We start from the raw sequence: 21962 nt of genomic DNA on the forward strand, positions 1-21962 counted from the left end.
GGGCGGGGGACTGCGGCTTCCCGCCAATAGCGATCCAGATCGGCAGCTTGTCCCGGAAAGGTCGGGGATAGACGCCGCGGCCGTTGATCGGCGCGCGCAGCTTGCCCTGCCACGTCACCTTCACCTGGTCGCGGATGGCAAGCAGGAGATCCAGCTTCTCGGCGAAGAGCTCGTCATAGTCCTCGAGATTGTAGCCGAACAGCAGAAACGATTCGATGAAGGAGCCGCGCCCGGCCATGATCTCGGCGCGGCCGCCGGACAGAAGGTCGAGCGTCGCGAACTGCTGGAAGACCCGCACCGGATCGTCGGAAGAAAGCACCGTGACCGCGCTGGTGAGCTTGATCCGCTTCGTCCGCTCCGCGGCCGCGGCCAGCGCCACGACCGGCGCCGAGGCCGCATAGTCGGGGCGATGGTGTTCGCCGAGGCCGAACACGTCGAGACCGACCTGGTCGGCCAGCTCGACCTCCTCGATCAGGTTGCGCAGCCGTTCGTGCGGGCCGATGGCGCCGGGGCCCGGCTCCGGGCTGACATCCGCGAAAGTGTAGAGGCCAAGTTCCATTTTCATGCATCCTGATGCGCCGCTTGGGCGTTGATTGTTGGCGCTAGAGGTAGCGACCGGCCCCCAGAGCCGCCAGAGGCGCGATTTGTGAACAGTGCATCGCGCCGCGACGACGTATCCCGACGGCAACAGCCCAGATTTTCATGGCTGGCATACCGTTTTGGCGCTTGAACTCACCGCTTTCGCGCGTATGTAAGCGTCGCGAATTGACTTCAGGGAAGTGGACTTGGCTATTTACAGGGAAAAAGACATATTCGAGCGGCGCAACGCCGCGAACGAGGCAAAGAAGGCGCTCCTGGAGCGCTTCAAGTCAAAGCCGGCGGCGGACGACCCAGCGGTTCTGGCGCGTCAGGCGGAACGCAAGGCGATCCTCGAGGCCCGTGCGATCCGCGAGGCCGAGAAGGCCCGGTTGAAGCAGGAAAAGCTGGCGCGCGAAGCGGCCGAGAAGGCTGAACGCGAGGCAGTGGCCGAAGCGGCCCGTATTGCTGCCGAAGAGGCGGCGGCCGCCGAGGCCAAGATCCGCGAAGCCGAGGAAACCGAACGCATCGCCCGCCTGCTCGCCGAGGAGGCCGAACGCAAGGCCAAGCGCGATGCGCGCTACGCCGCCCGCAAGGCGCGCGTCGGTCGCACGCCTCCTGGCTTCTCGGCCCGCTAGGTTCGAGTTCGTTCGAAAAATGAATCAGGGTCGCCAGGAGCGGCCCTGAACGCGTTCGTGCTGCATCAGGCGACGAGCTTCAGCCCGACGATGCCGCAGACGATCAGGCCGATGCAGGCAAGCCGCACCGCGGTCGCCGGCTCGCCGAGCAGCCAGATGCCGAGCAAGGCCGTGCCGACAGTGCCGATGCCGGTCCACACCGCATAGGCCGTGCCGACGGGCAATGTCTTCAACGCAAGCCCGAGCAGGCCAAGGCTGACGATCATCGAGACGATTGTGAGCACGGTCGGCAGCGGCTTCGAGAAACCATCGGTATATTTGAGGCCGATCGCCCAGCCGATCTCGAACAGGCCAGCGAAGAAAAGGAAGATCCAGGACATCGCGAACGCTCCATCGATCGAGCATCGAATGCTCGACGTTTGACGTGGCGGGTCGTCCCGGCCGGGTTTCGGGGAAGCGAGGTCGTCCTCGCGGTACCGATATAGTGAGTTCTGTCCCCCGATCAACAAAACACCGGCAGCATTCGGCATGCCGCCGGTTCAAATCCGCATCGAGACGGATCGGCCGCGCTGACGGCCTACTTCTCCTTGATGCGCATCGCCTTGACCGGCGGCGCCTTCGGAGCCGGGGCCGCGGCCGGTTTCTTGGCGTCCTTTTTCGGCTTGCGGGGTTCCTTGCCCGCCTTCATCGCACCTTTCGCCATGATTCGCTCCTCCGATTTGTGGGCAGCACAAGTGAAACAAGAGAAGCGCCCGACCGCAAGAGGCCGCTTGCAGCTTCGAAAGCCGGCTTGCGCTATGTCAACCGTTTTCCCTTGATCCCGCGACCTCGGGATCGATCAGGCAACAGAAATGCATAGGGGCATCTGAACCTCGGAGCGGCTGGCGCATTGTCGGTGGAGCTTTGGGCGGCGGCCGCTGAGCTCCCACTTGGAAGAGGATCGGAAGCGCATGGCAGGGCATAGCGGCTCGAAAAGAGTGATCTACGCCGCGCTCGCCGGCAATGTTGCGATCGCCCTGACCAAATTCGCCGCAGCGTCCTTCACAGGCTCTTCAGCCATGCTGTCGGAGGGCGTGCATTCGCTGGTCGACACCGGCAATGGCGCGCTTCTGCTTTACGGCATGCGCCGTGCCGCGCGCCCGCCCGACCGCACGCATCCGCTCGGACACGGACGCGAACTCTATTTCTGGAGCTTTATCGTAGCCCTTCTGGTTTTCGCGCTGGGCGCGGGCGTTTCCTTCTATGAGGGCGTGATCCACATCATGGCGCCCGAGCCGATCGTCAACGCCAAGGTCAACTACATCGTGCTTGGTCTTTCTTTTCTGTTCGAAGGCAGTTCCTGGCTGGTGGCGCTGAAGGAGTTCCGGGGACAGAAGGGAAGGCTGGGTTGGTTCGAGGCGGTCCGGATGAGCAAGGATCCCAGCATCTACACGGTGCTGTTCGAGGACAGCGCCGCGCTGCTCGGCCTCGTCGTCGCCTTCGTCGGCATCCTGTCTGCCGAGCTCCTGGGTATCCCCGAGCTCGACGGCGCCGGCTCGATCGGCATCGCCGTCATCCTGGGCGCCACCGCCATCTTCTTGGCGCGCGAGAGCAAGGGTCTGCTCATCGGTGAGCCCGCTTCGCCCGAGGTGCAGCGCAAGGTTCTGGCGATCGCTCAGGAAGACCCGGCCGTGCAGCGGGCGAACGGCATACTGAGCGTCCATATCGGCCCGGAGGAGATCGTCGCAGGCCTAAGCATCGAATTCGAGGATCATCTCACGGCGCCTGAGATCGAAGCCTGCGTTGAACGCCTGGAGGCGCGACTGAAAAGCGACATGCCCGAAATCACCAGGCTGTTCGTCAAGCCGCAGGCGACTGGCACATGGGAGCGCAGGCGTAAGGCTATCGCCGGGGCCTTCGAAGAGGATTAGATTTGAGCGAAGCAATCTTTTGGGAGCATGCCGAATGAGAATCGACGGCGGGTGTCATTGCGGCGCCATCACCTACGAAGCGGAGGTCGATCCCGAAAAGACCTCGATCTGCCATTGCACCGATTGCCAGCAACTGACGGGAACGGCCTTTCGCGTGACGGTGGGCGCGCCAGAAGAGGATTACCGGATCACCAAGGGCACGCCGAAGGTCTACATCAAGACCGGATCCAGCGGCGCCAAGCGCGCGCAGGGGTTTTGCGGCGAATGCGGATCGCATCTCTATGCGACGTCGGTTGGCGATGGTCCGAAAATCTACGGCATTAGGGTGGGTACAGCGCGCCAGCGCGACCAACTGGTGCCGAAAAGACAGGTCTGGCACCGCTCGGCGTTGCACTGGCTGCCGGAAATCGAAGGCATCACGACCATCGAGGAGCAGTAACGGAGTTACGGCAGCTCAGTCGTCGCCTTCGACGACGCGCAGCCTGAGCTGACCCGTCTTGGAATCGGCCACGCGCGCGCCCGCCTCCACCTTGGCAGGACCGCGTGGCGGTTCGGGTTCGCCCTCGGCGAACTCCAGCGCCTCGATCTTCTGCCCGCGTTTGGTGACCTTCGTCGTCGAGACGAGGATGTCGTCGATATCCCTGGCCGCCTGGCCGAAATGCGTCTGCAACCGGCGCACGCGCTCGTCGACTCGCGCCACATCCTCCATCAGGCGGATGACCTCGCCCTGGATCAGATGCGCCTGCTCGCGCATGCGCGCGTCCTTCAGGATTGCCTGGATGACCTGGATCGACAGCATCAGCAATGACGGCGAGACGATGACGACGCGGGCGCGGTGCGCCTTCTGCACCACGGGCTCGAAATTCTCGTGAATCTCGGCGAACACCGATTCCGAGGGCACGAACATGAAGGCGGTGTCCTGCGTCTCGCCCTGGATCAGGTATTTTTCCGCGATGTCGCGGATATGCACCTCGATGTCGCGCCGGAACGCCTGCGCCGCCGCCTTCTGCAAGTCGGCGGCTTCGGCGGCACGAATGGCATTCCAGGCCTCCAGCGGAAACTTGGCGTCGATGGCGAGCATCGGCGCGCCGTTCGGCATCCGCACCAGGCAGTCGGGCCGGCTGCCGTTGGAAAGGCTCGCCTGGAACTCGTACGCGCCGTGCGGCAGGCCGTCGGCAATGATTGTTTCCATGCGCGACTGGCCGAAGGCGCCGCGAGTCTGCTTGTTGGAGAGGATCGCCTGCAGCTGCACGACCTGTCCGGCTAAAGATTGGATGTTGCCCTGCGCCGTGTCGATCACCGCCAGCCGCTCCTGCAGCTTGGCCAGGCTCTCATGCGTCGACTTGGTCTGCTCAGCCATGGTCTGGCCAAGGCGGCCGGTCATGGCGTCGAGCCGCTGTCCGAGCGATTGGGTGAGCTCGGCCTGCCTGGCGCCGAACACTTCGGCGATCGCGCCCATGCGACCCTGCATCTCGGCCTGCGCCTGAAGAATGTCCGCCATCCTGGCCTCGGTGTCGCGGGCATGGTCGGCCGCTTCTGCCGCCGCTGCCGCGCGCGCCTTTCCCGCGCGCCACAACGCGATGACGAGCGCCAGGAACAGCGCCAGCAGCAGCAGCGCTCCGAAGCCAAGCGCCTCGCCGAGCCTGATTGTGGTGGCGCCGAGCCGCGCGACGGGTTGCGAAAGGATCGAGGTCATGTCGTTCATTTGGGCAGCATAGCCGATTCGCTCTGCTGGCACAGATCAAAACGTGAACAAGTCAAAGCCGCCCCGGTTGACGCTTTTCCATCGACGTCTTAGGTGAGACGCCATGTCGATCAAGCCGCTCATCATCCTTCCCGATCCGATCCTGCGCCAGGTTTCCAAACCGGTCGAGCGCGTCGACGGTGACTTGCGCAAGCTCACCGACGACATGCTGGAAACCATGTATGACGCGCCGGGAATCGGGCTGGCGGCGATCCAGGTCGGCGAGCCGCGGCGTTTGCTGGTCATCGACCTCGCCAAGGAAGGCGAGCCGCCGGCGCCGCATGTCTTCATCAATCCGGAAATCCTCGAAAGCTCCGACGAGCGCTCGGTCTATGAGGAAGGCTGCCTGTCGATCCCTGACTACTATGCCGAGGTCGAGCGTCCCGCAGCGGTGCGGGTGAAATATCTCGACCGCGACGGCAAGCTGCAGGAGATGCAGGCCGAAGGCCTGATGGCGACCTGCCTGCAGCACGAGATCGACCATCTTAACGGCGTGCTGTTCATCGACCACATCTCGAAGCTGAAGCGCGACATGGTGGTCAGGAAATTCAAGAAGCTCGCCAAGGACAAGGCGCCGGGCAAGATGGCGGGCTGAACCTCATTCGAGCATTCCACGCAGGATCCAGTCTTTCCCGACTTCGATGGCTTTGGAAGCCAATTCAAACGCAAGCGCGCGAGACTTTGGCGAGAATATTAAACCACGACTAATGCCACTGCAAAAAGCGGCGTGAGGTAGACAGCGAATGCTCGCTCACGTCGTTTGGACAACTCGCCCTTCGTAGATTCCTCATCGAGCGATTTGAACCTGGCGTACGACACGCCCCAATGTCTTTTGACGAGTCTTCATATGAATGGCTCCGAAGGGGCAAGAGGCCCGAATCATATGAGGAAAGCATTCGAACTTGGTTACCGAAGAGTCTTTAAGCGCCGCGCAAACCCGTGCTGGGTATGATTGAGCAAATCGTCTAACCATGATATCATGATATCAAATTGGAGGCTTAGCCTTGAGCGATATGCTAATCAGAAACGTACCAGAACCCCTAAAGCGCGAAATTGAGCAAGCCGCTCGAAAAGTCGGCCAGAGCCTATCGGGCAAAGCCATCGATCTTTTGTGGAAGGGCATGAGTGTGGAAAAGGAAAGAAGGCTAGAGCCAAACTTCTCAGCATGGGAGAGTATCCGCTCCGCATTCGCAAACGAAAGCGCAATTGACAACGAGTTTGCTGAGACAATGGCTGAAATCGAAGCTGCGAGGAAACAGGACTTTGGCCCCTTGGTCGAGGGTTTCGATTGATTATTCTCGATACCAACGTCGTTTCCGAAGCAAGCAGGATCACACCTGATCCGAACGTGGTCGAATGGTTTCGCAAACAGGATCTGCTCAATCTTTACCTGTGCGGCCCGGTCGTCATGGAACAATCTTTCGGCGCCGAAAGATTTCTGAATAAGACCGGCTCTGATCGACACGTTCGTGCTCTCGACCATCTGATCTCGAAGCAGTTTTCGGGTCGCATCGTTGACTTTGCTGGCTCGGTACCTCGCCTTACCGGCAAGCTTCGGGCAATGCGGGAAAATATCGGTCGTCCGGTCAGTCTTTCCGATGCCATGATTGCGGCTATCTGTCTGGCCCATGACGCTACGCTTGCGACACGCAATGTTCGCGACTTCGACGAGCTTGGCCTGAAGCTCGTGAACCCGTTTGAAGCGGACGCCTGAACATAGCATGGCAGGAGAAATGCCCCTTCGCGTCATCTTCATGGGCACGCCGGAGTTTTCCGTGCCGACGCTCAGCGCCATCGCCGAGGCCGGCCACGAGATCGCCGCCGTCTATACGCAGCCGCCGCGCGCCGCCGGCCGGCGCGGGTTGGAATTGACGCCCTCGCCCGTGCAGCGCGAGGCGGAACGGCTCGGGCTCGAGGTGCGCACGCCGACATCGCTCAAGGCAGAGACGGAGCAGCAGGCCTTTGCCGGTTTGCGGGCCGATGTCGCCGTGGTCGTCGCCTATGGCCTCCTTCTGCCGAAACCCGTTCTCGAGGCCACCAGGCTCGGTTGCCTCAACGGCCATGCATCACTTTTGCCGCGTTGGCGCGGTGCTGCTCCCATACAGCGCGCCATCATGGCCGGCGATGTCGAAACCGGCATGATGGTGATGCGCATGGAAGAGGGGCTGGACATCGGCCCGGTGGCATTGGTTGAAAAATGCGTCATTGGTCCCGATATGACCGCCGGGGAATTGCATGACCTCCTCATGGCTCGAGGCGCCTCGCTGATGGTGGATGCGCTCGCACAGTTGGGGATAAATTGTCTGACATTTGCCCCGCAGGCGGCGGAAGGGGTGACCTATGCGCGAAAGATCGATAAATCGGAGACACGCGTAGACTGGACGCGGCCTGCCGGCGAAGTCCACGATCACATTCGCGGCCTGTCGCCCTTTCCGGGCGCGTGGTGCGAGGTCGAAATTGGTGGCCGCGTGGAGCGGCTGAAACTGCTTCGCTCGACGCTTTCCAACGGCGTCGGCGAGTCGGGAGGTATTCTCGATGATCGGCTGACGGTCGCCTGCGGGTCAGGCGCGGTGCGGCTGGTCGAAGTTCAACGGGCGGGTGGAAGGCCCGCCGCCGCGCAGGAGTTTTTGCGCGGGGCCAAGATCGAAAAAGGAACGAAACTCCAATGAGCATGATGTCGATACGTGCGGCGACGCCGCGGGATCGCGAGGCGATCCGCCTCGTCGAAGAGCATGCCTTCGGCCAGCAGGCGGAGGCCGGCCTGGTCGATGCGCTGGTCACCGGCGGCGACGCCGTCGTCGAGCTGGTTGCGGAAGAAGATGGCCAGGTCGTCGGCCACATTCTGTTTTCCAGGCTTTTTGTGCAGAACGGCGGCAAGCGCTTCGCGGCCGTGGCGCTGGCGCCGCTGGCCGTCGAGCCGTCCTTCCACGGCACCGGCATCGGCGGCGCGCTGATCCGCGAGGCGCATGTCCGTCTGAAGGAGGCTGGCGAGGCTTTGGCGGTGGTGCTCGGCGATCCGGCCTATTACGGCCGCTTCGGCTACACCCACGCCCGCGCCGAGAAATTCGAGAGCGAATACCAGGGCGAGGCGCTGCAGGCGCTGGCCTGGGGCGACGCGCCCGAGGCCGGCAGACTGCTATACGCTTCGGCCTTCACCGCGCTGGCCGCCTAGGCGAGCGCCAAACGCAGAGCTGGCATGCCGCGTTTTCGGCTCGATATCGAATATGACGGCAGCCAATTCGCCGGCTGGCAGCATCAGGCGGACCAGCTTTCGGTGCAGCAGGCGATCGAGCAGGCGATCGAAAAGTTCTGCGGCGAAGAGGTGCGAATACGTGCCGCCGGCCGCACCGATGCCGGCGTGCACGCGACCGCCCAGGTGGCCCATGTCGATCTGGCCAGGGACTGGGCGGGCGACAAGGTGCGCGACGCCGTCAACGCCCATCTGCAGGCGGCCGGCGCGCGCATCGCCATCCTCAAGGCTGCCGTCGTCGCCGACGATTTCGATGCGCGGTTTTCGGCCACCGGCCGCCATTATCTCTATCGCATCCTCAACCGCCGCGCCCCGTCGGCGCTTGAAAAGGGCAAGGTCTGGTGGGTGCCGAAACGGCTCGATGCCGAGGCCATGCACGAGGCGGCGAGGGTGCTGCTCGGGCGGCACGATTTCACCACCTTCCGCTCCACCCAGTGCCAGGCCGAAAGCCCGGTGCGCACGCTTGACCGTCTCGATGTCACCCGCGCCGGAGATCTCATCGAGGTGCGAACCTCGGCGCGTTCCTTCCTGCACAACCAGGTGCGCTCGATGGTCGGCTCACTGCGCAGGGTCGGCGACGGCTCCTGGAGCGCCGCCGATCTCAAGGCAGCGCTCGAAGCGCGCAACCGGGCAGCCTGCGGACAGGTAGCGCCGCCCGACGGGCTGTTTCTTGTCGGGGTGGATTATCCAGAGGACGTCTGAGGCGGCGTCGATCAGCCGGCGTCGTTCACGGCGAGTTCGTCCGACCAATTCGCGCCGCCATAGAAGAGGCGCAGAATCACGACGCGCTCAGGCTCCCCAACGAAAGCGACAGTTATCCGGCGCTCAAATCCGACGACGCGAAGGTCCGGCCGCACGTCATCACGGCGCGTGCCGCGTTCAGAGCCATGCTCGAGGCGCTCGCAGAACGCGCGGATGCGAGCGTCGTAGCGGTCTGCAAGGATGGGACGACGGTCCGACGCTTCACGGTTTCTTTTGCGAATAGCGCTCGTGACGCTTGCGCGCCCGTTCGGCCATTTCCTCCGGCGAAATGCCTTTGCCGGGGTTTGCCTTCCACGCATCATAGGCCGGAGCGACCTCCTCGCGCAGCCAACGCTCCACCGCGGCGTCGCGCTCCTGAAGGGCGCGAAGCCCGGCGCGGATGACTTCGCTGCTGGTCGCATACGTGCCCGAGCGGACGAGCTGATCAATGAAGGCCGCTTGCTCGGCCGGCAGGCTGAAGGTGCGTTTTTCGGTAGCGGACATGGCTAGCGCTCCGGGAGGACAGTGGTGTGAAACTATCATACCCCCCTGTCTCAAGAAAAGACCCCGTCAGCCGGCCAAGATCAGCCCCTCGCGCCGTCCGGAATGTCGATGCCGAGCAGCGCCTGCAGCCCGAACAAGACGAGCAGCGAGGCGACGAACATGCCGACAAACACCGCGGTGCCGGCAGCCGCGCCCTTGCCGATCGTCGCGTTGGTCATGCGCCAGGTCAGCACCATCGACAGCGCGAACAGCAGCAGCGAGACCAGGCCGCTGACCTCGTCGGTCGAAGGCAGGAACAGCCTCAGCAGCGCCGACGGCAGCATCAGCCAGGCGATGATCGCGGAGGCCCAGTTGGAGGCGACGACGTAGTGGACGAAGCGGCCGCCGATGCCGGCGCGCGGCGCGACCAGCGCAAGCGCCACCAGCGGCAGCACCCAGGAACCGATGTCGACGGTTGCCAGCCGGAGCAGCATGCCGAGCCGCCCGGCGAACGCATTCGGATCGCCTATCTCATTGGCGATCCCGACCCAGCCGACGATCAGCGCCGGCGCCGCCACGACGATGGCGAAGAAGGAATTCCAAAAACCGTCCGCAGACAGATCGAGCATGCGCAGGCCGTCGGCCCTGCCGAGCATCAGCCGCCAGGCGCCGGCCAGCGAAGCAAAGGTTTCGTCCGTTGAGAGCATGGTCACGTCAGACCTTGTCCGAACCAGTCCTCGATAAAGCGCTCGTATATCCCTGTCAGCGTCTCGAGATCGGCGACCGCCACGCGCTCGTCGACCATGTGCATGGTCTTGCCGACCAGCCCGAACTCGACCACCGGGCAAAAATCCTTGATGAAACGCGCATCCGAAGTGCCGCCGGAGGTGGAGAGCGAAGGCCTCTTGCCGACCACCGCGGCCACGGAACCGCTCAGCGTGTCGATCAGCTTTTCGTCGCGGGTAAGGAAGACATGGCTCGGCCGGTCGCGCCAGACAAGCTCGTAGTCGACGGCGGTCTTCTTGCCCGGCCGATATTTCTTGCGGCCCGCCGCCTGGTCGAGCCGGTTGTGGATCTCGGCCTGGACGGTCTCGGCATCCCAAGTGTCGTTGAAGCGGATGTTGAACGTGGCGGTGGCCTTGGCCGGGATGACATTGGTCGCCGGGTTGCCGACGTCGATCGAGGTCACTTCCAGATTGGTCGGCTGGAAATCCTTTGTTCCCCTGTCGAACACCGGATGGAGCAGCGCGTCGACAAGGCTCATAAGCCCGCGCACCGGGTTGTCGGCAAGTTGCGGATAGGCGGCGTGGCCCTGACGGCCATTGACGATGACGCTGCCGGAGAGCGAGCCGCGCCGGCCGATCTTGATCATATCGCCAAGCGCATCCGGATTGGTCGGCTCGCCGACGATCGAGGCGTCCCATTTCTCGCCCTTGGCGGCAGCCCAGTCGAGCAGCTTCACCGTGCCGTTGATGGCCGGCCCTTCCTCGTCGCCGGTGATCAGCAGCGAGACCGAGCCTTTCGGGCCGCCATTGTTCTCGATGTGGCGCGCCACCGCGGCGATGAAGCAGGCGATGCCGCCTTTCATGTCGACGGCGCCGCGGCCATACATCTCGCCATTGGCGATCTCGGCGGCAAAGGGCGGATGCGTCCACGCCGCCTCGTCGCCGACCGGCACCACGTCGGTATGGCCGGCAAACATCAGATGTGGGCCGTTGCCGGAGCGGCGCGCATAGAGATTTTCGATGTTCGGCGTGCCATCTTCCGAGAATATCGGCCGCTCGACGGCGAAGCCGAGTGGCTTCAGCATGTCTTCCAAGGTCTGCAGCGCGCCGCCTTCGGCGGGCGTCACGGAAGGGCAGCGGATCAGGGCGGCAAGGTTCTGGGCAGGGTCGGTCGGCAATTTCATGGGCAAAGCGATAGTCGAAAGCGGCAGGCCTGTCACGGTGGCAGATGTTCGCCGAGCAAGCCGCCGACAATATGGTTGTCGTGTCGTATAGTCGCGCGGGCCAGGACGGGATGATCGCATGGCCAAAGAAGGAAAGACGATCGCGATAGCCGGCGCCGGCAGCATCGGCTGCTATGTCGGCGGCTGCCTGGCGCTCGCCGGGCGTAAGGTCGTCTTCCTTGGCCGCGGCTGCATTGTGGAGGCGTTGCGCAAGGACGGGCTGCGGATCAGCGATTTTGACGGCCGCGACAGACGCATCGGGCCTGAGACGCTGGCGGTCAGCGACGATCCGGCGCTGGCGCTGCGCAACGCGGATATCGTTCTGGTCACCGTAAAGAGCGGCGCGACCGAGGAGATGGCGGCGCTTGTTGCGGCTCATGCCCGCCCCGATGCCATTGTGATCAGCCTGCAGAATGGCGTCGACAATCCGGACAAACTGCGTGGAGCGCTTCCCGCGCATCGCGTGCTTGCCGGTATGGTTGCGTTTAATGTCGTGCAATCGCCGGATGGCGAGACGCCGTTCAGCGTCCGCCGCGCCAGCGACGGCATGGTCATCATCGAGAATACTGAGCCCGGCCTTTCAGCACTGCTCAATGTCGAAGGACTTGGGGTCGAAACCCATGCCGACATGAGGGCGGTGCAGTGGAGCAAACTGCTGATGAACCTCAACAATGCGCTGGTCGCGCTCTCCGACCTGCCGCTGGCGACCGAATTGGCGGACCGCGGCTGGCGCGTCATTCTGGCGGACCAGATCGACGAGGCCCTGGCTGCAATGAAAGCTTGCCGTATCGAGCCGGCGCGCATCGCTGGGCCGCCCCCATGGCTGCTGCCGAAAGTGCTGCGGCTTCCGGACTGGCTGTTCGGAATCCTGGCCCGGCGGCTGCTGGCGATCGACCCCAAGGCGCGCTCCTCGATGTGGGACGATCTCCATCGTCGTCGGCCGACCGAGGTCGACGAATTGCAGGGAGCGATCCTGCGGCTCGCGCAAAAGACCGGCGTGCCGGCGCCTGTGACGAAGCGCATCATGGCGCTGGTGCGTCAGGCGGAAGCGGACAGGCGCGGTCCGCCCGGATTGACGCCCGACGAGGTCAGCCGCGGTCCTCGATCAGCGTGATATTTGCGCGACAGGTTCGAGCTCAAATTCTCGGTCTCGTTGACGCCAAGGATGGCGACATCGTCATTGACCGATTACATCACGCGTTATCTCTGTGATTTAGAGCCGGATCAGATTTGAGGTCGAAACGACCTAAAAATCATCCGGCGCTAGCGGTCGGCCGGCGCATTCGTGCGGCTGCCGTAGCGATTGGATCCGGGCTGTCCCGGAAACAGGCAGAGCACCAGGAAGGCAACGATCGACACGACGGGAACGAACAGCACCAGCGCCGCGATGCCCGGCTTGTCGAGGTCGTGCAGCCGCTTCACTGCCAGCACGACGTTCGACCACAACGAGGCGAGGAACGTGAGGAAGAAGACGAACGACCACATGTTGCTCTCGGCCGAACCTTCCGGCACCAGCGTGAAGCGATAAAGCGGAAAGGCCTGGACGATAGCAACCAGCAATCCGCCGAGAAAATAAGCCGCGCGGCTGACGCGGCCCGAGGTTTTGAAGAAGAGCCAGATGAAGTCTGCTTTTTCAGGCAAGCGGGTCCGGTCCGTATTGATTGGCGCCCCTGGTGCCTTCGAGCATGCCCAGTTCGATGAACAGCCAGATGCCGCCGATGATGGGTATAAGGCCGATCAGTGTCCACCAGCCCGACTTGTTACGGTCGTGCCAGCGTTTGGCATAGAGAGCAATCGCGAAATAGATCGATGCCAGCGCGACGAGGATGCCGAGGATGCCGATCTGGTCGCCGCCGGCGGTGGTGAAACGTGTGCCGAGGATCGAGTCGAGAATGAACGCAATGATGGCGATGACGATGAATATGCCGATGCCGGCCCAGAATTTGGCCCGGTTGATGCGGCCGTCGAAACTCGTCAGCAGATACTTCCAGTCCATGACGCCCCTCCGTTGAACCAGCGCGACGGAATGTCGCGCCGGCGGAGGCTGCGTCTGTTCGCGGGAAAGATCAATCGCGCAGCAATTCGTTGATCGACGTCTTGGAGCGGGTCCTGGCGTCGACGCGCTTGACGATGACGGCGCAGTAGAGGCTCGGGCCCGGCTCGCCATTTGGCAGCGGCTTGCCCGGCAGCGAGCCGGCGACGACCACCGAATTTGCCGGCACTTCACCGTAGAAGACCTCGCCGGTGGCGCGGTCGACGATCTTGGTCGACTGGCCGATGAACACGCCCATGCCGAGCACCGAGCCTTCGCGCACGATGCAGCCTTCGACCACCTCGGAGCGCGCGCCGATGAAGCAATTGTCCTCGATGATGGTCGGACCGGCCTGCATCGGCTCCAGCACGCCGCCAATGCCGACGCCGCCGGAGAGATGCACGTTCTTGCCGATCTGGGCGCAAGAGCCGACCGAGGCCCAGGTGTCGACCATAGTGCCTGTGTCGACATAGGCACCGACATTGACGAAGGACGGCATCAGCACCGCGCCCGGCGCGACATAGGCCGAGCGGCGCACGACCGAGGACGGCACGGCGCGGAAGCCCGCCTTCTCGAAATCGACCGCGCCCCAGCCCTCGAACTTCGACGGCACCTTGTCCCACCATACCGAGTGGCCCGGGCCGCCCTTGATGATCTCCATCGGGTTCAGCCGGAAGGAGAGCAGCACCGCCTTCTTCAGCCACTGGTTGACCAGCCACCTGCCGTCGTCCTGCCGCTCGGCGACGCGAACCACGCCGCGGTCGAGCAAATCGAGCGCCGACTGGATGGCGTCGCGCGTTTCGCCGCGGGTCGCGGTCGAAATCGTATCGCGCTCCTCGAAGGCCTTTTCGATGATCTTTTCGAGGCTCGCCAGATCGGGCTTCGACATGAATTTGCTCCATTACAAAGCTGTTAAGGCCTGCGCCTTAACCTGTTTTGAAATCGCGCGGACCCTATGTGAAGCCTTAATGGGGGTCAATCGCGACTGCGTCACGGGACGGCGCAAGTAAAGGAATTAGGACGGTGGATTCGATGACACCCATGGAAAAGGCGGGCTGGACGCCGCTGCCCCATTCGGACGAGGATCTCGAGCGGTCGAAAAGCGTGCCGGACACGCCGCAGACGCGGGCCGAAACCTATCGCCTGGCCTGGAACGATCCCGACTTCATGACGCGGCGCGAATTGCGTCCGGTGCGCCTGCAGCTCGAGCTCTTGAAGCCGGAGATGATCCTTGCCGAGCGCGGCATCCGCTCGACCGTCATCCTGTTCGGCGGGGCGCGGCTTCCCGAGCCGGGCGGCGCCGCCTGGGCCGCCAAGAACGAGACGCAGAAGAAGAACCTCGAGCTGAACAGCAAATATTACGAAGAGGCGCGCAAGTTCGCCCGGCTGTGCTCGCAGCAGTCGGCCACGTCCTATTATCGCGAATTCGTCGTCGTCACCGGCGGCGGACCGGGAGTCATGGAGGCGGGCAATCGCGGCGCCGACGATGTCGGCGCGCCGTCGATCGGCTTGAACATCGTGCTGCCGCACGAACAGGCGCCGAACGCCTATGTGACGCCCGAACTCTGCTTCAACTTCCACTATTTCGCCATCCGCAAGATGCATTTCGTCATGCGCGCCAAGGCGGTAGCCGTGTTTCCGGGCGGCTTCGGCACGATGGACGAATTCTTCGAGACGCTGACCCTGATCCAGACCGGGCGCATGGAGCGCGTGCCGGTGATCCTGTTCGGCAAGGCGTTCTGGCAACGGGCGATCGACCTCGACTTCCTTGCCGAGCAAGGCACGATCTCGCCCGGCGACCAGGACATCATCGATTTCGTCGACACCGCCGACGAAGCCTGGGACATCGTTCGCCGCTTCTACAGCCTCTGAGCGCGTGCTCGTCGTTACCGCAATGACCAGCGAGTTCTGACGACGGCGCCGGCAATCTGGAGTTGGGTCAGCCCGGGACCTCGACGATTGCGGTCAGGAAGCCGGCGAGGTCGTCGGTGACGAAATCCACGTCGTCCTCATTCGCCGGGTCGCGCTCCCAGATCTCGGAGAAAGTCGGCTCGAAATTGCGCGGCACGACCAGCACCGTCGTCATGCCGAGCGATTTCGGCACAGAGAGGTTGCGCGCCAGGTCCTCGAACATCACCGCGTTGTGGCCGGTCACGGAATGCAGCTCGGCGAACCGCTCATAGGTCTGGCGGGCCGGCTTGGGGTTGAGACCCGCCGCGACGATGTCGAAGATGTCGTCGAAATGATCCAATACGCCGAGCTGGCGCGCGGCGCGCTCGGCATGCTTGCGGTCGCCATTGGTGAAAATGAACTTGCGGCCCGGCAATTGGCGGATCGCGGCACCGAGCACCGGATCGGGCACCAGCCAGGAATAGTCGATGTCGTGCACCTTCTCGAGGAAGTCGTCGGGGTCGATGCCGTGGCGCGCCATCAGCCCGTTCAGCGTCGTGCCGTACTCCAGGTAGAGCTCTTTCTGCAGCTTGCGCGCCTCCTCGCGCGAGAGCGTCAGCAGCTCGCCGACATAGGCGGTCATCTTCACGTCGATCTGCGCGAACAGATTCGAGTGATGCGGATAGAGCGTGTTGTCGAGGTCGAATACCCAATCCGTGACATGGGCAAAACGGGCGGGCTCGGGTGTCGTCGTCATGGCCTCCTTATGGCATGCGGACGCGGAGTTTATCCACAACTTCCGCGCGTCTTGCGTCGTGAAAATGGCGCCTCGCTTCAAATTTTAATCGTCCCGGAAAGGTCACCTTCAGCGCTTGCTGGCACAGAGGCAGTCCGTTGGGAGACAGCGATGAGTCGCATAATCTTGAAGTCTGCAGTCGTCGCGTTCGCTTCGGTCGCTGTCTCGCTCTTGTTGACGCTGGTTGTGGTCCCGGCCATGGGCTTTCCGATCAGCCGCACCGTCTGGCTGACGGCCACGGTTTGCCCTTTGATTCTCGCCTGGATTGCCAGCGTCGGCACCTTCTGGCAAAGCGACCGGCTGAAAAATGCGCATCGCGAGCTTGCCCGCGCGCATGCCCAGCTCGCCGCGGCCCACAGACGCCTGTCGGAGAAGGCAAGCCGCGACGACATGACCGGCATGCTCAACCGCGAGACCTTCTTCGCCGCGCTCGACGGTTCCCGGCGCAAGGCCGATCGCGGCGCCCTGCTGATCATCGATGCCGACCACTTCAAGACCATCAACGACAATTACGGTCACCTGACCGGCGACGATGCGCTGCTTCTGATCGCCGGCGCCATCGAGCGCGGCGTGCGCAGCGGCGATGTGCTCGGCCGAATCGGCGGCGAGGAGTTCGCCGCCTTCCTGGTTGGCGCCACCGAACCGGAAGCAAGGCGCGTGGCCGAGCGCATCCGCCGCGAGGTCGAACTGATCCGCTTTCGCCCTGTCGACGAGCGGACCGTGCCTTTGACGGTCTCGATCGGCGGCATCACCTGTGGCGAGAGCGCCACCGTGTCGGAGCTGATGCGCGCCGCCGACCGCAGGCTCTACGAGGCCAAGCATCGCGGCCGCAACCTGTCCGTTCTCGATCGCGACCTTTCGGAAGCCGCCTGAGGGCATGCGGCTCTTCGGCACGACCATGGCGCGGAAGAATCTCGGCCGCGTGCGCTTCGCCGACTGGATCGGCAAAGGCGGCGATTATCCGACGAATAAGGAGACGGCGGGCCATCACCATATGGGCGGCACCCGCATGGGTACCTGCCGACGGGCGGCCACCTCAGGAAGGTGATTACAGTCTGAACTCCCGACAGGCGGGCGGCGCCGGCGCCCGCAATGGCAACCGGCGCCGCCCTGGCGCGCCTTTGGGGGTCGGATTTACAGTCCGTAAACGGCGACCCGCACCAGCACGGCCGCGGCGGCAAGTGCCACCAGCAGGATGCCGAGGCCGATGGGCGAGCCCCAGCCATACCATTCCATGGCCAGCTTGGCGTATCTGTACTCCTCCTCATGCGAGAGAGGGGGGCGCTGTTGAATCAAGCTCATTGTTCACTCCTGTCGGCGATTTTGCCCTTGCTTCGCAAAGGGTGGCATCGCATATTGATACGATAGTCTGAATGTTAGACAAGTTGATAGTTAGATGATAGAACTAAATTCGTCAAGCATGAATCGTGCTGAGATGACGGCGGCCGTCAGCCGTGCCGTCATGCGCTGGCAGGACGCGACGCAAGCCTATGACGAGGCGGTCGGGGAGCGGCTTGGGCTGATCGCGGCCGAGCGGCATTGTCTGGGCTTGCTCTACGCGGGGCCGCAATCGGCCGGCGCCGTGGCGGCGGCGACGGGGCTGACGCCGGCAGCGGTGACGGCCTTGATCGACCGCCTTGAGGCGCGTGGGCTCGTTACCCGAACCCGCAGCTTGGAAGACAGGCGCAAGGTGGTGATCGAGGCGACCGAGCTGACCAGAGAATTTTCGGAGCGCTACTATGGCGCCATCGCGCGCGAGGGCGAGAAAGTGATGGCGGGTTTCACCGACGCCGAGTTGGCGACCGTGCTGCGCTTCATCGACGCCGCGCTGAAGCTGCAGAGCGAGCAGTTGGCGAGGATCAAGGCCGAGCCGGCTTCGGCCGGCTGATGCCCGAGCGACCCAACACTGGCGGCTTGCTTCCGCAAAACCCAGAGCGGCTCAGTCGCCTTTTAGCCACCGAACCGCTCTGACGGCCGGCTGGGCGAAAGCCGGACCCCGAAGCGCGCCGCACCGAACGATTTCGGGCTCGCGCATTTTGTTTCAATGCCTAGACCGTGGCGGGGTCGAGCGCCGGCTGACCCTTGAACCGCGTGACGATCCCGGCGAGGTCGTCGCCGGCGAATGCATCGCGCAATGCGTCGAAGGACGGCAGCACGAAGTAGGCGCGCTGGAACTTGTCGATCTCGTAGCCGGTGCGCATCACCGTCTCCAGGTCGAACGGCACATGATGGGCGTCCTTGCTTTCGACCGCGAATTGCAGCTCGGTGAAAGACGACATCAGTCCTGCGCCGAAAGCCTTTACCGGCTGGCCGGCTTCCTGGATGAGGCCGTATTCGGCGCTGTACCAGTAGAGCCGGGTGATCATCTCGTCGCCGCCCAGCGCGATCATGTCCTCGGCCTTCTCACCATACATCTGCATGAAATCGGCGAACACCGGCTGCGTCAGGATCGGCACATGGCCGAAGAAGTCATGGAACATGTCCGGCTCGACGATGTAGTCGAGTTCCTGCCTGGTCCGCAGCCAGTTGGTGACCGGGAAACGGCGGTTTGCGAGATGGTCGAAGAAGGGACCGGCGGGGATCAGCCCGGGCACCGCCACGATTTCCCAGCCCGTGAGCTTGCGCAATTTCTCGCTGATGGCGTCGAAATCCGGAATCTTGTCGAGCAGCCCGAGCGTCGCGACGCCGTCGAGATAGGAACGGTGCGCCAGCCTCTGCGTCAGCTTCGTCTGGCGATCGCAGAGCGTGCGCCACACTGCCTGCTCGTCGGCGGAATAGTCGTAATCCTGAGCCACTGTGAAGTCGGCGCGGCACACCGAATAGTCGCCGCGAAGGCCTTGCGCCGCGCATTCGCGGGCATAGTCGGCAACGCTGATCGTCATTTCTTCCTCCTGAAAAAATCGTCAGTTCCCGGATCGTGGCGTCATCGTAGCCGCGGCTCGTGAGGCAAATCAGCCTTGTTTGTAGCCACGCGACGCATTTTGAGGTAAACTCCGCTCAAATTTAAACATTTAGGAGGGAAAATGCCTCAGTTGGATGAGTTCGAAATAAGAATGCTCGACACCCTGCAGCGCGACGGGCGCAAGGCCGTGTCGGAACTCGCGCAGGAGATCGGCCTGTCGACCACGCCCTGCGCGCGGCGCTTCGAGGCGCTGCAAGGCGCCGGCATCATCAAGGGCTTTGCCGCCGTGCTCAGCCGACGCGCGCTGGGGCTGACGGTCGAGGTGTTCATCCAGGTCCGCCTGGTGAGCCACAGCGACGGCTCGCCGGAAAGCTTCATCGCCGCCGTGCAACGCATGGACGAGGTCTCGTCCTGCTGGACGATGACCGGCGACCACGATTTCCTGCTGCATGTAATGGTGCCGTCGGTGGACGATCTCAATGCTTTCGTCATGCACCGGCTGATGCGGCTGCCCGGCGTCCGCGACGTCCACACCCAGCTTGTGCTGCAGAACATCAAGGGGCCAGGCCACGTGCCGCTCAGCCATTTGCGGCGGTAATCGTGCCCGAAACGGTTCTCCGTAAAGAACGGCCCGACAATGTTGTCGGAGCGAATCTACTTCGGGACGATTTCCCCGATATCAACTGAAATTAAGGTTACACGAATCTTAACAAAAGACGCCCTTGGAAATTTACGCAATGTTTCGTGCGTCTTCTCTTGCGATCTGGAGAAAGTGTGACCATGCATTATTCGGTAACTCATGATTGTTGCATGGAATCCTTAGCGGGTCGCTGGGCCGGTGCAATCGCATGATCCGTTTACCGGCGGTTAGCAACATTAGTGTCTTATAATGAACCAGGCTTGCCTTCGTCCTTCCGTAAGGACTTGACGGACTTCGCTTGCTCGAACCCGTTCATGCGGAGGATGATCGCAAAGGAGCATTGCATGCAACTGACGGAGGACGTGGCTCAGAGGGTCACTGAAGCGATTTCACGCCCGCCGTGGAAATCCGCCGATCCGACGCTTTTTGCGATGCTGCTGCAGAAGAACGCGGATCAGAATCGCAAGGTCGTGCGCTGGGGAATAGCGGCGGCTGTGTTGAGCTACATATGCTACGGGGCCTTCGACTGGTTCCTTTTCCCGGACATTGCCGACCGTGTGATTCTGACGCGCCTGACGTTGGGATTGACCTTCCTGGTGCTTGTCGAACTTGTTGCTCGACGCGATTTTGCCGTCACCACTCTGCACTACGTTGCTGCTCTGGCGATCGTGGCGGGCGCGATCGGATGGCTGCTGTCGGCGCTCGGAACGACGCATCAGGAGGCGCTGTCCCATTTCATCATCTTCGGCACGGTTTTCATTCTCGGTGCCAACCTTTTCTTCAACTTCCGGCTATGGCTCTCGGCGCTGTCGTCCGCAACCGTGACAATAGCATTCCTCGGCGCCACGCTGTTCTTGCTTCAAGCCGATCTTGGCACCCGTCTGGTGCTTGCAACCTATTTCGTGAATTGCCTTGTTTTGTCGCTTTATCTGTCATGGCGCCTCAGCATGGAGCGCTACCAAACCTTCCTGCATGCCCTTCAGGCGCAGATCCAGGAGCAGGTCGCCATCGAAAATGGTCAAAAGCTCATCGAGATCGCAGACACCGACCCGCTTACCGGGCTTAAGAACCGCAGGGCGATCACCCGGGAATTCGCGGAGTTGTGCAAGGAATGGGCTAGGGACAATGACGAAATAGGCGTCATTCTCATGGACGTGGACTACTTCAAGCGGTTCAACGACCGGCTCGGCCATCAGGCCGGCGACGACTGCCTGATCGAGCTTGCCCGAGCCTTCGACGAGACGGCGGCGTCCAATCACGCCATCGCGGGACGGTACGGCGGCGAAGAATTCGTCGTGCTCTGCAAGGTCGCCGGACCGGATCACCTGCGCGAGGTGACCCATCAATTCTGCCGGGCCGTCGAGGACTTGAACATCTCCCATCCCGATCGGGACGATAAACTCAACATCGTCACCATCAGCGCTGGCGCCTCGTTGACGCGCGCCGATCAAAGCATAGAGCTTCGGATCTTGTTGCAGGAGGCCGATCGCGCGCTTTACGCCTCCAAGTTTTCCGGTCGCGCGACCTTCACCATCTATGATGCGCAGGCCATCGATCAGAAGCGCGCCAGCCAGAATCTTTCGGAACTGCTCAAGCAAGCCGTTTCGGAGGGACTGGTCTCCGTCGTCTATCAGCCGATCTGCGATGCGATATCCGGCAAGGTGCTTGGCCATGAGTCGTTGATGCGGCTGCGCGACTTCGACGGCAGCGTGATCAGCCCGTCCGTGTTCATACCTGTCGCCGAGCAGACCGGCGGGATCGAGGAACTCGGGATGTGGGTGATCGATCGGGCTTGCGGTGACATGGTTGAACACGGATTGGGATCGGTCGTGTCGGTGAACGTCTCGGTCGTCCAGCTCAAGGCTCCGAATTTCCCGCTTCACGTCACCGAGATCCTTGGTCGGCATGGCATGGCGCCCCAGAGGCTGGCGCTCGAGGTCACTGAAGGCAGCGATATATCTCTGGAAGCACAGGCCGCCAGAAGTATCGAGCAGCTTCGAAACCTGGGTGTTCAGATCTGGCTCGATGATTTCGGAACCGGATTTGCGGGTCTGGCCTGGCTCCGTCGTTTCAAGTTCGACGTCGTCAAGATCGATCGCAGTTTCTTGCACGATTGCCAGACGGTTCGAGGCCTGAGCCTGTTGCAGGACATGGTCAGACTGCTGCGCAATCTGGGCCATACGGTCCTTGTCGAGGGTGTCGAGACGAAAGAGCAGCAGAATTTGCTGCAGCACATGGGCATTCAGTCGATCCAGGGCTTCCTGACCGGACGTCCCGTCCCGATCGAAGAGATCATGCAGGCCAGGCAGGACCTCGTCGCTTAACTCAAAGCAGTGCGGCAGGAATGTAGGGCGGCGCCATCTCGGCGAAACGAGCACGCCGCGCGATGCATCAGAAAGCCGGGCCGCTGCA

General features: G+C 62.8%; 28 protein-coding genes and 1 pseudogene. 16 read left to right on the forward strand and 13 right to left on the reverse strand.

The window, feature by feature from the left end:
- Nucleotides 1-559: LLM class flavin-dependent oxidoreductase (locus EOA32_RS11005; protein ID WP_128371767.1), on the reverse strand; the 559-nt coding region annotated here is incomplete at its 3' end.
- Between the two features lie 226 nt (nt 560-785).
- On the opposite strand from EOA32_RS11005, the gene EOA32_RS11010 reads away from it, so the two are divergent.
- Nucleotides 786-1214, forward strand: coding sequence for a DUF6481 family protein (locus tag EOA32_RS11010; RefSeq protein ID WP_095776825.1), 429 nt, complete (start codon nt 786-788; stop codon nt 1212-1214).
- 65 nt (nt 1215-1279) lie between these two features.
- Here EOA32_RS11010 and sugE read toward each other — a convergent pair whose 3' ends face one another.
- Nucleotides 1280-1594: a quaternary ammonium compound efflux SMR transporter SugE gene (sugE, locus tag EOA32_RS11015; protein WP_095776826.1), complete on the reverse strand. Its 315-nt coding sequence runs from the start codon at nt 1592-1594 to the stop codon at nt 1280-1282.
- A 197-nt stretch (nt 1595-1791) separates the two neighbouring features.
- On the reverse strand, nt 1792-1917 hold the full coding sequence (locus EOA32_RS40545) for a hypothetical protein (protein ID WP_082953831.1): 126 nt from the start codon (nt 1915-1917) through the stop codon (nt 1792-1794).
- A 247-nt stretch (nt 1918-2164) separates the two neighbouring features.
- Here EOA32_RS40545 and EOA32_RS11025 point away from each other — a divergent pair, with 247 nt between their 5' ends.
- Nucleotides 2165-3124 (forward strand): cation diffusion facilitator family transporter, encoded by a 960-nt coding sequence (locus tag EOA32_RS11025; protein WP_128371768.1) that lies wholly within the window; start codon nt 2165-2167, stop codon nt 3122-3124.
- Nucleotides 3125-3158: 34 nt separating this feature from the next.
- Nucleotides 3159-3563: a GFA family protein gene (locus tag EOA32_RS11030; RefSeq protein ID WP_067003064.1), complete on the forward strand. Its 405-nt coding sequence runs from the start codon at nt 3159-3161 to the stop codon at nt 3561-3563.
- Nucleotides 3564-3578: 15 nt separating this feature from the next.
- Here the strand turns inward: EOA32_RS11030 and EOA32_RS11035 are convergent, their stop codons facing one another.
- Nucleotides 3579-4829 (reverse strand): DNA recombination protein RmuC, encoded by a 1251-nt coding sequence (locus tag EOA32_RS11035; protein ID WP_067003062.1) that lies wholly within the window; start codon nt 4827-4829, stop codon nt 3579-3581.
- 103 nt (nt 4830-4932) lie between these two features.
- On the opposite strand from EOA32_RS11035, the gene def reads away from it, so the two are divergent.
- From def to truA, 6 genes are all read left to right on the forward strand, one after another.
- Complete coding sequence (gene def, locus EOA32_RS11040) at nt 4933-5463, forward strand: peptide deformylase (protein ID WP_067003060.1); 531 nt, start codon at nt 4933-4935, stop codon at nt 5461-5463.
- A 418-nt stretch (nt 5464-5881) separates the two neighbouring features.
- Nucleotides 5882-6160, forward strand: coding sequence for a plasmid stabilization protein (locus tag EOA32_RS11045; protein ID WP_082953832.1), 279 nt, complete (start codon nt 5882-5884; stop codon nt 6158-6160).
- Entirely contained in the window at nt 6157-6582 is a 426-nt protein-coding gene (locus EOA32_RS11050) for a type II toxin-antitoxin system VapC family toxin (RefSeq protein WP_095776830.1), read from the forward strand. The genes EOA32_RS11045 and EOA32_RS11050 overlap by 4 nt, the downstream gene beginning before the upstream one ends.
- A 19-nt stretch (nt 6583-6601) precedes the next feature.
- Nucleotides 6602-7537, forward strand: coding sequence for a methionyl-tRNA formyltransferase (gene fmt, locus EOA32_RS11055; protein WP_128371769.1), 936 nt, complete (start codon nt 6602-6604; stop codon nt 7535-7537).
- The gene (locus EOA32_RS11060; RefSeq protein WP_067323775.1) at nt 7534-8040 is read left to right on the forward strand and encodes an N-acetyltransferase; all 507 of its coding nucleotides are present in this window, start codon (nt 7534-7536) and stop codon (nt 8038-8040) included. The genes fmt and EOA32_RS11060 overlap by 4 nt, the downstream gene beginning before the upstream one ends.
- A 24-nt stretch (nt 8041-8064) precedes the next feature.
- On the forward strand, nt 8065-8820 hold the full coding sequence (truA, locus tag EOA32_RS11065) for a tRNA pseudouridine(38-40) synthase TruA (protein WP_067003051.1): 756 nt from the start codon (nt 8065-8067) through the stop codon (nt 8818-8820).
- A gap of 261 nt (nt 8821-9081) precedes the next feature.
- Here the strand turns inward: truA and EOA32_RS11075 are convergent, their stop codons facing one another.
- From EOA32_RS11075 to dapE, 3 genes are all read right to left on the reverse strand, one after another.
- Entirely contained in the window at nt 9082-9363 is a 282-nt protein-coding gene (locus EOA32_RS11075) for a type II toxin-antitoxin system ParD family antitoxin (protein WP_095776834.1), read from the reverse strand.
- Between the two features lie 80 nt (nt 9364-9443).
- Entirely contained in the window at nt 9444-10049 is a 606-nt protein-coding gene (locus EOA32_RS11080; protein ID WP_067323778.1) for a transporter, read from the reverse strand.
- A 2-nt stretch (nt 10050-10051) separates the two neighbouring features.
- Complete coding sequence (gene dapE / locus EOA32_RS11085; RefSeq protein WP_067003044.1) at nt 10052-11251, reverse strand: succinyl-diaminopimelate desuccinylase; 1200 nt, start codon at nt 11249-11251, stop codon at nt 10052-10054.
- A 118-nt stretch (nt 11252-11369) separates the two neighbouring features.
- Between dapE and EOA32_RS11090 the strand changes: the two genes are divergently transcribed.
- Complete coding sequence (locus EOA32_RS11090; RefSeq protein ID WP_128371770.1) at nt 11370-12404, forward strand: 2-dehydropantoate 2-reductase; 1035 nt, start codon at nt 11370-11372, stop codon at nt 12402-12404.
- A 149-nt stretch (nt 12405-12553) separates the two neighbouring features.
- On the opposite strand, the gene EOA32_RS11095 is transcribed toward EOA32_RS11090, so the two are convergent.
- The 3 genes from EOA32_RS11095 to dapD form a co-directional block, all read right to left on the reverse strand.
- Entirely contained in the window at nt 12554-12931 is a 378-nt protein-coding gene (locus tag EOA32_RS11095; protein ID WP_067003040.1) for a DUF805 domain-containing protein, read from the reverse strand.
- Nucleotides 12924-13286: a DUF805 domain-containing protein gene (locus tag EOA32_RS11100; protein ID WP_095776838.1), complete on the reverse strand. Its 363-nt coding sequence runs from the start codon at nt 13284-13286 to the stop codon at nt 12924-12926. Before EOA32_RS11100 ends, EOA32_RS11095 begins: the two co-directional genes overlap by 8 nt.
- Before the next feature lie 70 nt (nt 13287-13356).
- The gene (gene dapD / locus EOA32_RS11105; protein ID WP_128371771.1) at nt 13357-14211 is read right to left on the reverse strand and encodes a 2,3,4,5-tetrahydropyridine-2,6-dicarboxylate N-succinyltransferase; all 855 of its coding nucleotides are present in this window, start codon (nt 14209-14211) and stop codon (nt 13357-13359) included.
- A 143-nt stretch (nt 14212-14354) separates the two neighbouring features.
- Here dapD and EOA32_RS11110 point away from each other — a divergent pair, with 143 nt between their 5' ends.
- On the forward strand, nt 14355-15194 hold the full coding sequence (locus tag EOA32_RS11110) for an LOG family protein (protein ID WP_082953833.1): 840 nt from the start codon (nt 14355-14357) through the stop codon (nt 15192-15194).
- A gap of 67 nt (nt 15195-15261) precedes the next feature.
- On the opposite strand, the gene EOA32_RS11115 is transcribed toward EOA32_RS11110, so the two are convergent.
- Nucleotides 15262-15969 carry a pyrimidine 5'-nucleotidase gene (locus EOA32_RS11115; RefSeq protein WP_067003034.1) on the reverse strand — a complete coding sequence of 236 codons (708 nt, stop codon included), beginning with the start codon at nt 15967-15969 and terminating at the stop codon, nt 15262-15264.
- Nucleotides 15970-16119: 150 nt separating this feature from the next.
- Between EOA32_RS11115 and EOA32_RS11120 the strand changes: the two genes are divergently transcribed.
- Nucleotides 16120-16881 (forward strand): GGDEF domain-containing protein, encoded by a 762-nt coding sequence (locus EOA32_RS11120; RefSeq protein WP_067323795.1) that lies wholly within the window; start codon nt 16120-16122, stop codon nt 16879-16881.
- Nucleotides 16880-17026, forward strand: a pseudogene (locus tag EOA32_RS11125) (GMC family oxidoreductase); the annotation flags it as partial. The gene EOA32_RS11120 and the pseudogene EOA32_RS11125, both read left to right, overlap by 2 nt.
- A gap of 116 nt (nt 17027-17142) precedes the next feature.
- Here the strand turns inward: EOA32_RS11125 and EOA32_RS38535 are convergent.
- Complete coding sequence (locus EOA32_RS38535) at nt 17143-17310, reverse strand: hypothetical protein (RefSeq protein WP_164747443.1); 168 nt, start codon at nt 17308-17310, stop codon at nt 17143-17145.
- A 94-nt stretch (nt 17311-17404) separates the two neighbouring features.
- Here EOA32_RS38535 and EOA32_RS11130 point away from each other — a divergent pair, with 94 nt between their 5' ends.
- Complete coding sequence (locus EOA32_RS11130) at nt 17405-17896, forward strand: MarR family transcriptional regulator (RefSeq protein ID WP_128371772.1); 492 nt, start codon at nt 17405-17407, stop codon at nt 17894-17896.
- Between the two features lie 160 nt (nt 17897-18056).
- Here EOA32_RS11130 and phhA read toward each other — a convergent pair whose 3' ends face one another.
- Complete coding sequence (gene phhA, locus EOA32_RS11135) at nt 18057-18890, reverse strand: phenylalanine 4-monooxygenase (protein ID WP_095776841.1); 834 nt, start codon at nt 18888-18890, stop codon at nt 18057-18059.
- 141 nt (nt 18891-19031) lie between these two features.
- Between phhA and EOA32_RS11140 the strand changes: the two genes are divergently transcribed.
- Both EOA32_RS11140 and EOA32_RS11145 read left to right on the forward strand, forming a co-directional pair.
- The gene (locus EOA32_RS11140) at nt 19032-19508 is read left to right on the forward strand and encodes an Lrp/AsnC family transcriptional regulator (protein ID WP_067003023.1); all 477 of its coding nucleotides are present in this window, start codon (nt 19032-19034) and stop codon (nt 19506-19508) included.
- A gap of 386 nt (nt 19509-19894) precedes the next feature.
- Nucleotides 19895-21874 (forward strand): GGDEF and EAL domain-containing protein, encoded by a 1980-nt coding sequence (locus EOA32_RS11145; protein WP_095825575.1) that lies wholly within the window; start codon nt 19895-19897, stop codon nt 21872-21874.
- Nucleotides 21875-21962: the final 88 nt, after the last annotated feature.

The organism is Mesorhizobium sp. M1A.F.Ca.ET.072.01.1.1 (genome assembly GCF_004023325.1).
Taxonomy (GTDB): Bacteria; Pseudomonadota; Alphaproteobacteria; order Rhizobiales; family Rhizobiaceae; genus Mesorhizobium.